This is a genomic window from Clostridium sp. (assembly GCF_032552055.1).
GTDB lineage: Bacteria > Bacillota > Clostridia > Clostridiales > Clostridiaceae > Clostridium.
In genome coordinates, this window is record NZ_JAWGSV010000161.1 from 1 (window position 1) to 7,256 (window position 7,256).

The 7,256-nt window shown below is 25.8% G+C and carries 8 protein-coding genes; 7 read left to right on the plus strand and 1 reads right to left on the minus strand.

Going from position 1 to position 7,256, the window contains the following annotated elements; all coding sequences use genetic code 11:
- Positions 1-260 precede the first annotated feature (260 nt).
- The 5 genes from E6248_RS10940 (at position 261) to E6248_RS10960 (ending at position 4,300) form a co-directional block, all read left to right on the plus strand.
- Positions 261-383, plus strand: a complete 123-nt coding sequence (locus E6248_RS10940; RefSeq protein WP_316340838.1) for a hypothetical protein — start codon at positions 261-263, stop codon at positions 381-383.
- 287 nt (positions 384-670) lie between these two features.
- Positions 671-1,255, plus strand: coding sequence for a lysozyme inhibitor LprI family protein (locus E6248_RS10945; RefSeq protein WP_316340839.1), 585 nt, complete (start codon positions 671-673; stop codon positions 1,253-1,255).
- Between the two features lie 641 nt (positions 1,256-1,896).
- Positions 1,897-2,337, plus strand: a complete 441-nt coding sequence (locus E6248_RS10950; RefSeq protein WP_316340840.1) for a GNAT family N-acetyltransferase — start codon at positions 1,897-1,899, stop codon at positions 2,335-2,337.
- A 119-nt stretch (positions 2,338-2,456) separates the two neighbouring features.
- Entirely contained in the window at positions 2,457-3,119 is a 663-nt protein-coding gene (locus tag E6248_RS10955; protein ID WP_316340841.1) for a Type 1 glutamine amidotransferase-like domain-containing protein, read from the plus strand.
- Between the two features lie 245 nt (positions 3,120-3,364).
- Positions 3,365-4,300, plus strand: coding sequence for a sulfide/dihydroorotate dehydrogenase-like FAD/NAD-binding protein (locus tag E6248_RS10960; protein ID WP_316340842.1), 936 nt, complete (start codon positions 3,365-3,367; stop codon positions 4,298-4,300).
- A gap of 20 nt (positions 4,301-4,320) precedes the next feature.
- Here E6248_RS10960 and E6248_RS10965 read toward each other — a convergent pair whose 3' ends face one another.
- The gene (locus tag E6248_RS10965; protein WP_316340843.1) at positions 4,321-5,898 is read right to left on the minus strand and encodes a recombinase family protein; all 1,578 of its coding nucleotides are present in this window, start codon (positions 5,896-5,898) and stop codon (positions 4,321-4,323) included.
- 425 nt (positions 5,899-6,323) lie between these two features.
- Here E6248_RS10965 and E6248_RS10970 point away from each other — a divergent pair, with 425 nt between their 5' ends.
- Together E6248_RS10970 and E6248_RS10975 are read left to right on the plus strand one after the other, a co-directional pair.
- Positions 6,324-6,665: a hypothetical protein gene (locus E6248_RS10970; protein ID WP_316340844.1), complete on the plus strand. Its 342-nt coding sequence runs from the start codon at positions 6,324-6,326 to the stop codon at positions 6,663-6,665.
- 149 nt (positions 6,666-6,814) lie between these two features.
- Entirely contained in the window at positions 6,815-7,132 is a 318-nt protein-coding gene (locus E6248_RS10975; protein WP_316340845.1) for a hypothetical protein, read from the plus strand.
- Positions 7,133-7,256 lie beyond the last annotated feature (124 nt).

Here is a 7,256-nt window from a genome sequence, read left to right on the forward strand (position 1 = left end):
CAAGTATGGTTATGGGATTAATATTACTTGGAATTGAATATACATATCTTTTTGATGATTTGTTAGGATATTTTATAACAACTTTAGGGGTATTACTAATATTCTTTGGAATTTTCATTAATAAAAAAATACGAGACTTTCTAGTTAATATAGTTATTAATTTCTTATAGAATATATAACTCAAATATAGTTAAGCAATTATATTTTTGAGTAAATGGTGCAAAGGAAATAACACTAATAGTACTAAAGGAGGAAATATTATGAATATTGCTATATGGGGATTTATAAATGTTTCCATATTTCTTACGTTTTTTGGTTTAGGTATTTATGTTTTAATACTTTTAATTAAGGCTTTAAAAATTTATATTAACAAAAATTCTTGAATATTTCTCATAAAGATAATAAAGAAATAGTAATGGGATGTCTTATATAGACATCCCATTACTATATAATAAAACTATATAGTGTATAAATAATTTTGAAATTTAATCTTAATAATATTTATATTTACAAGTATTTATAAATTTGTAGTGCTTATGGTATAATTTATAAAAGAGTCATATTTGGGAAATAGTAAAATAGTTGAAGTAAATACTATAATTGTAGGAAGATTTAATGTTTAATTATTATAATGTTAAGATATGAATAATTGGAATTGAGGAAATAGGATATGAGTAAGATTACAAAAAGTATTATTTGTATTGTTAGTGTAAGTTCGGTGTTTTTAGTGGGATGTAGCAATGTTTTCAATGATATCAAAGAACAAAGTAATAATGAAGATAAGATAATTACATCTGTAGAAAACACAGATAATAATGAAACTGATATAGATAAAGGGCAAGATGCAATTGAATCAAAGGAAAATGATTCAACAAATGATAATGAAAAAATTACTATTAAACAAATGTATTTGGATAAATTAAATGAATTAGAAGCTGATTTAAATACATCATTAAAAGAAAAATATGATAGTGGAATAACCTTAAAAATGATTGAGGCAGCTTCTGAAGAATATGAAAAGTGGGACAAAATGTTAAATGAAGTTTACTCAAAATTGGCGGAGCAATTATCAGAAACTGAAATAAATAACTTAACTGAAGATGAACTTAATTGGATTAAGATTAGAGATGAAAAAAGTGATGCGGCTGACGATAAATTTGAGGGTGGATCAATAGCTCCATTTTTAAGAATAGATAGTTTAGCCAAGACTACTAAAGAAAGATGTTATGAGTTAGTTAATAATTATATGAAGTAATTGATATATCAATTATGAGTGAAAAGGAAAGAAAAAAGAAAGTAAGTATAACTTAGCAATATTTATGGGATTGGGTATTGCATTTGGTATAGTATTTGACAACTTAGCATTAGGATTAGCCTTTGGTGTAGCTATTGGTTTATTATTTCAGGAAAAAGAATTAAATTTAAGTGCTTTTTAACTTATAACAAAAAGTGTCATAGTGAAAGTTGTTGAAGAAATATTGAAAAAACTCATAACAATACTTATAATTTACACATAAAAGCTTATTATTAGGGGTATGTGTAATTTCCCTAGAGACAAAGCTCTAAAAAATTTAAATTCAACTATTAATAACTAACTAATATTTACTAATTTTACCCTAAAACAATCATAGAAATAGCACCTAGAAGTAACTAGGTGCTATTTTATTTTCTTACGCTGATGTATGTCATATTGTTGATTTTAATGGATTTATATGGTGTAGTTTCATTTTTATCGATACAAGATAAATAATGGAAGAGATTATTGTAGCGTAGGTATAGTTAGAAAAAGTGTTATAATTAGGGAAAAGGTTGTGATTTATTATTAATTAATTAATTCACAAGAATTTAAATAATAAGTAGAGATTTATATAAAATTGAAAGAGTGGTGGGGATTAAATGGAATTAAAAGTAATAAAATTATCAAAAGAATATTTAGAGGAGTGTATTGATTTATTTATCTATACATTTTCAAGAGAGCCTTGGAATGATAAATATGATTCAAGAGAACAAGTTAGAGGGTTATTCACTAATCATATGAGAAATAATTATTTTTTAGGATATATAGGATTAATAGATAACAAAGTTATAGCATTAAGCCTAGGTATGAGAAAACCTTGGATAAAAGGAATGGAATATTATATAAATGAATTTTGCATAGGATATGACTTTCAGGGGAGAGGAATAGGTAGCTTATTTTTAAAGAATATAGAAGAACTATTATCTAATGAAGGTGTAGATGGGATGATACTTAATACTGAAAGAGAGTTTCCTTCTTGTGACTTCTATAAAAAGAATGGATTTAAGATTTTAGGTGACTTAGTTGTTATGGGGAAATAAAAACGTAGGTATTTAGATGTTTGTCGAAAATATTGATATTGGTATTAATGATTAATTTTAGATGTAATTAGCAACATGTTATAGTTAAATATTGAGAATTGAGGAAAGAAGAGATATATATGATAAATATGTTATTTAGCGAATATAACTTTCATGAAAACTGGGCGAAAGATGTAGTAGGAAAATATATAAATTTTAGTGATAGGATTTTAATAATTCCATTTTCCTTTAGTGAAAAGATCAGTAGTGACGATAAATGGCAGAAATCTTATAGCAAGAGTAATGGGAAATATTATGAGAGTATAGTTATACCTTTCAAAAACTATGGAATAAAAGAAGAAAATATAAATTGGATAAACTATTTTAAAGATGCAAAGGAAGATGCAAAAGTTAAGATAAGAAATAGTGATATTATTTTGCTTACTGGTGGTTTACCAGATAAAATGATGTCACGGATAAAAGAGTTTGACTTAATTGAGGATATTGAAAGTTTTAGAGGTATTATTATTGGTAGTAGTGCAGGCGCTATGGTTCAAGTCTCAGAATATCACATTACTCCAGATGCTGATTATGATACATTTTCATATAATTCGGGATTAAATATTATAAACAACTTTGATATTGAAGTACACTATGAGGGGACAGAGTTAGAAAATAAATATATAAAAAAAGTATTGGAAGAGAAAAAAGATAAAATATATGCCATTACTAATAGTGGAGGAATTGTTGTTGATAATGGAAATATAATTTTATTAGGGAATACTATAACATTTAGTAACTAGTAATATAAAATATATATAATTAAAGATGTACATTACAAAAAAATATAGTCTTAAAGTGAAGTGGTCAGCTTAAAACTGTCCATTTTTTTATTTGTTTTTACTATGGGGATAGATAAGTTGTTTTTTAAAATTTAAGTAGTAATATACACTATGCGACAGTTTACATTCCTCTAAAAATGTTGTAACAAAAAGAAAAATAGAAAATAAGCTATTATTGTATAAGAAATCTTGGGGGAGACTAATTAATGAAAGAAATTGTTGAATGCATTGATGTTGGAACTGAGTACTGCCCATGTAAATTAGCTGAAAGCGGAGAGTGTATTATTTGCTCTCAGCTTCAGGGAGATTGTCTTTGTGATTGTTTGAATTGGAAGGGAGTCTGTATTTACCATGAATTTATTGGCAATGGATCAAAGGCTAAGGAAGGTAGAAAAACTTATAATTGCTTAGTTGTTAAAAAGGAAGTTTTAGAAGAGGATGTTGTAGTTATAAAGTTTGAGGTCCCTCATAAATTAGCAATTGACTTAGTAAAACCAGGCAGCTTTATTTTTATTAGAACTAGTGAAAATATTTATTATGATGTACCTATTTCTATATTAGAATCAGATATAAATAGTAATATTGTTTCAATAATGATTGAAATTAGAGGGATTAAAACTAAACAGTTACTTACTATAGGGGAAGGTGAAGAAATCACTATAAGAGGACCTTATTGGAATGGAGTATTTGGAATTAGTAATGTAAATAAGCAGAAAGATAAAAATGTTTTAGTACTTGCTAGAGGTATTGGCATGGCACCTATGATGCCAGTTATTAGAAAGCTTGCTTTAAATAATAATAGAATAACATTATTAATGGATAAGGAGCCTTATAAAGATATTTATATAAAAGAATATTTAGAGAACTATAATGTTGAATTAATAGAAGTATCTCTTTTAGATAAAGGAAAGTTAAGTGATGAAGCAAAGGTGATTGTTAAAAAATTAATAGATGAGAAGGATATTAATTATATCCATATTGCTGGAGCAGATATATTAACAGTTACAACAATAGATTACTTAAATGAAATAGATAAAAATAAAATTGATTTATCTTGCTGTAATAATACAAAAATGTGTTGTGGAGAAGGCATTTGTGCCCTATGTACAGAGGTGCAACAATTTAATAGAAAAGGACAGTAGATAGACTTAGTATAAATAAGCTATCTATTGTCCTTTATTTTCTTATAGATTATATTTAACTTTTGGCCTTCCTCATCCCAAACTATTTTTTCTATAATTGAAAATAGCATATCCCTTTTTTCTTCTATAGTTGCTTCTTTTATTATTTCATCAAAACTCTTTAAGATAGAAATAGTTCTTTTTAGCTGAGAAGAGGAGAGTAAATTATTATCATCTCTTATAGTGGCATTAATTAATGAAGATTTAAGGCTTTTAATTTCTTCTTTATAATCTTGTATTTGAGAAAGTATAATTTTTGAAATTTCTAAGTCATCTACTAAAGATAATTTTTGTACTAGCCTTTTAATTTTCATTTCTAATGTATCTATATTTTTAAGAAGATCTTTTTTATCATTAGAGATAGTTTCTTTAGGGCTTTTTGTTATATTAGACAATTCTTTTAGTAGTTGATCTATATTATAAACATTTATAGCCTTTAATACTAATTCTTCAGCTATATCACCTTTAATATTCTTACAATCACATCTTAGACCACTTGACTTACTTTTATTACTGCAGACATAGTAGAAGGCTCTTTTATTACTCTTATATTTATTACCATATTTAACTATCATATTAGAACCACATTTATTACACTTTAAAAGTCTAGTAAGTAAGGCTACATTAGAAATAGATGAGTTTAACTTTGGATTTAAGTTGCTTTTTATGAGTTCCTGAACCTTTAGCCATTTATCAGCATTTACTACACCTTTGTGATTTGATACAGTTGCGATTTTTTCAGATGTATCTTGAGAATATCTAAATATACCATTTCCATTGGCTTCACCAAAAACTGAAAAGCCAGTATTTTTTAGATAGCTTAGTACTTCATAAGTAGATTTTACATATACGGGATTTTGCAATATAACTCCAAGACCAGAACGCTCTAAAGATCCACCTAATTTACCAGATATATTATTTTTCATACAAAATAATGATACCTTATTTAGAGATTTTAATTCTAAGTATTTGTCATAAATTATTTCTATATATTTTAATTCTTCTTCATTTATTATAAGCTTACTAAAGGATTTTTCCTTCAGTTCTTCATCTAAGTAAGTTTCTCTTATAGCATCAAATCCAAGGGGAGGAATACCACCAAGCCAGCGACCAGTTTTAGATAACTCTATCATATTATCTCTTATTCTTTCAGCGATTGTTTCTCTTTCTAGCTGTGCAAAAACAGATGCAATATGAATCATAGCCCTACCCATAGGGGTTGAAGTATCAAATTGTTCTTTAATAGATACAAAATCAACATTATACTTTTGAAGAAGCTCTAAGGTAGAGGAGAAGTCTGCCACATTACGAGAAATTCTATCTAACCTATAACAAAGCAAAACTTCTATCTTCTTAGACTTTATATCATTAAGCAGCTTTTGAAACTGTGGTCTTTTAATGTTTTTTCCAGAAAAGCCTTCATCTTCATAAATAATAAAGTTAATTTTATCTGAATTCGTCATACGTAAATAATAGTCTTTACATAAATCAATTTGATTTTCAATACTATCTCCACTAGAAGTATAAACTGATTTTCTTGAATAAATAGCAATGTTCATAATATCCCCACTTTAAAATTAAAAATAAATATACTCTCTTTAAAGTATATGTATATCTTTAAGAGTTTTATGTAAAAATTTGTTGGTCAAGTTTTGTTTATATATAAGAGTAAAGCTATATAAGTAATAAGCATATATTTGCATTTTAAATTATGGTATAATTTGTATATGAGGTAGTGTGCTTGGCGAATCTTTAAAAGCTCGCTACTATGAAAATTATGGGAAAGTGATAATTAATTTTTATAATGATTAATATATTTAAATAAGGGTTAAATATATTGTAGTAATGCTAGTTAATATTTTTATATATAGATATGAAAAGGATTTAAATAGTGGAAAGAATTTTTGAAGTTAAAAGATAAAAATGAGACAAGAAATTTTTGTGTAATAAGGTTTTTTATTAATAAAAGTAAGGGGGAGGAATATTGAAAAAAATTGAACTTAATGAGTTAATAACAATTTTAAAAAGTGATGTTTTAACAAATAATTCCTGTATCGAAATGAATTTTAGTATTAAAGATAATATAGAATATAAGAATTGTTGGATTGGGAAAATGCCTGATGATAATAAATTTGGAAAAGAAGTATACTGGTTTGGATTAGTGGAAGATGGATCACAAGGATATGAGTATAATACATTAGATGATCTTATTACAGCTAAAGTATTTAATGGAAAAAGTTTATCTGAGATTTTTAATAAAATTATTTGGAGTACATTAGATGGTAGTAGTTTCGAAGAAAGATTAAGTTATTATATTAATGAATAATTTTATTATTAATTATTTCACTTAGATTCCATAGGTTGATTGAAATTTAATCAAATTATTACGGGATAAGTTAGAAGAAAGGTATTCTTTTCAATAAGCAAAGGACATAACATATTCTTTATAGAAATTAATCATTAGGGAGCAGAATTATGTTAAGAAGAAAAGAAAATGTATTGAAGCTTAGAAGATTTTCAATAGTATGTCTTTTATTATCAATAGTAATAAGTTTTCCAAGTGCTATTCTTAGCTATACTGGTGATAATATCATTAGTTCAATTGGAGGTATTATAGGATGTGTTTTATTATTAATATTTATCGTTATATCTTTATTAATATGGAGATGTCCATTTTGTAAAAAGAGACTTCCAATAAGGTTTGATATTAAAAATAATGTTGATGAAGTTATATGCCCATTTTGCGGAGCTAACTTATTGTATGTAACTGAAAAAGAAGATAAAACAAAATGATATTAAATTTTAGTATTTAACAGTTGAAAGAAAATAGAAGGATTTAGGTTGAAATATAATAGATTTGCTTTATGAATTTATAAATTCATAAAGATGATTATTTTCTAATTATTATGTATAATAT

Excerpts from the sequence above, each read along its gene's own strand:
- E6248_RS10945 (WP_316340839.1), top strand. The coding sequence starts at position 671 with ATGAGTAAGATTACAAAAAGTATTATTTGTATTGTTAGTGTAAGTTCG.
- E6248_RS10950 (WP_316340840.1), top strand. The coding sequence starts at position 1,897 with ATGGAATTAAAAGTAATAAAATTATCAAAAGAATATTTAGAGGAGTGT.
- E6248_RS10955 (WP_316340841.1), top strand. The coding sequence starts at position 2,457 with ATGATAAATATGTTATTTAGCGAATATAACTTTCATGAAAACTGGGCG.
- E6248_RS10975 (WP_316340845.1), top strand. The coding sequence starts at position 6,815 with ATGTTAAGAAGAAAAGAAAATGTATTGAAGCTTAGAAGATTTTCAATA.
- E6248_RS10940 (WP_316340838.1), top strand. The coding sequence starts at position 261 with ATGAATATTGCTATATGGGGATTTATAAATGTTTCCATATTTCTTACG.
- E6248_RS10960 (WP_316340842.1), top strand. The coding sequence starts at position 3,365 with ATGAAAGAAATTGTTGAATGCATTGATGTTGGAACTGAGTACTGCCCA.
- E6248_RS10965 (WP_316340843.1), bottom strand. The coding sequence starts at position 5,898 with ATGAACATTGCTATTTATTCAAGAAAATCAGTTTATACTTCTAGTGGA.